Raw genomic sequence first — 1234 nt, 5'->3', positions numbered from 1 at the left:
CTGCGATCGCACCACTTCGACCGCCTGACGGGCACTTTCGGAAAAGGCGTTGGCCTTGGCCGACGCGACCTGGGCTTCGGCGACCTTATGGTGGGTCAGGATCTGGTTCACGACCGCAATGACGATCAGAAGAATCCCGCCCCCCACCGCGAGCCAGCCCAGAAGAGGGTGGAAAATGAAGATGGCGGCCAGAAACACCGGCGTCCAAGGCAGGTCCATCATCGCCAGAAATACGGGCGAGGCACACAGGGCCTGAATGGTCTCGAGGTCGCGCAGCGACCGGGCGGGTGTGGCCCGGGCTTGAGGATAAAGAGCATGGCGCAGGGTCGCGTCGAACACACGTTCGTCCAGGTCGGACTGAAACCTGGCGCCGAACCGGGCAATGATCCGCCCGCGGGCATAGTCCAGCATTGCCATCAGGCCATAGAGCAGGGCGACCAGCAGAAACAGCGCCGTCAGCGTCTCGACCGCGCGCGAGGACAGGACGCGGTCATAGACCTGAAGCATGAACAGCGGCCCGGTCAACATCAGGATGTTGACGAAGACGCTGAACAGGAAGGTCAGCAACAGGAAGGTCGATCCCTGCCTGCGTGCGGATTGAAGCTCGGGGTCCGGGCGGAGATTTTCGGGGTGCTTCGGGCTCACGATCGGTCAACCTTTGTCATTCATGCGCGGATCCGGGGCTGTGACAAGCTTGGGCCGCAGCCAAACCCGGGATTTACCAGCCTCGCCCGGCCTTCTGAAGTCGCAAGGGGCGCCGGAGTGCAATGTGTGGCGGTTTCTTGCCAGATCGACCGGCCGGATTCCGCCTCACTCAGGCACTCTGGGGGTGCGGCTACCCGATGTTGCAGCGAGCCTCGTCGCAGCTACGATATATGGGTGACATCGGCGGAACAACAGTTTTGTCCACCGGTTGCCAAGGCTCGTGAACGGTCAGTTGTCGAGGCTACGGAAAATCCGCGTGGTCGAGAAATACCGCTCCAGTTCTTCGATCCGTTCCTTGCTTTCTTCCCAGCGGGCTTCCTGCACCTCGGCGATCAGGGTCTCGGAAATCAGCTGAAGTGCGATGGTGGAATCCCAGCTCGACGGGGCCTCGACCAGTGCGTGGAACGTGTAGTCCGCCGTCCGCCCGATGGGTGAGCCCCACTGGTCGGTGAACAGAACGACCGTCACACCCCGATCCGATGCCACCTGCGCCAGCTTCTCCAGATGCGCTTCGTAGCGGCGGATGTCG

General features: G+C 62.2%; 2 protein-coding genes. Both read right to left on the bottom strand.

Annotated features, from left to right (window positions below; all coding sequences use genetic code 11):
* On the bottom strand, nucleotides 1-645 hold a 645-nt coding region (locus tag AC2FM3_RS17900), incomplete at its 3' end, for an ABC transporter transmembrane domain-containing protein (protein ID WP_496684599.1).
* 288 nt (nucleotides 646-933) lie between these two features.
* A partial coding sequence (locus tag AC2FM3_RS17895) for a MurR/RpiR family transcriptional regulator (protein WP_496684597.1) occupies nucleotides 934-1234 on the bottom strand: 301 nt, incomplete at its 5' end.

Source organism: Ruegeria sp. BHSB172, assembly GCF_059613165.1.
The sequence above is the reverse complement of the archived record's forward strand: the minus strand, read 5'-3'. Positions and strand labels throughout refer to the sequence as shown.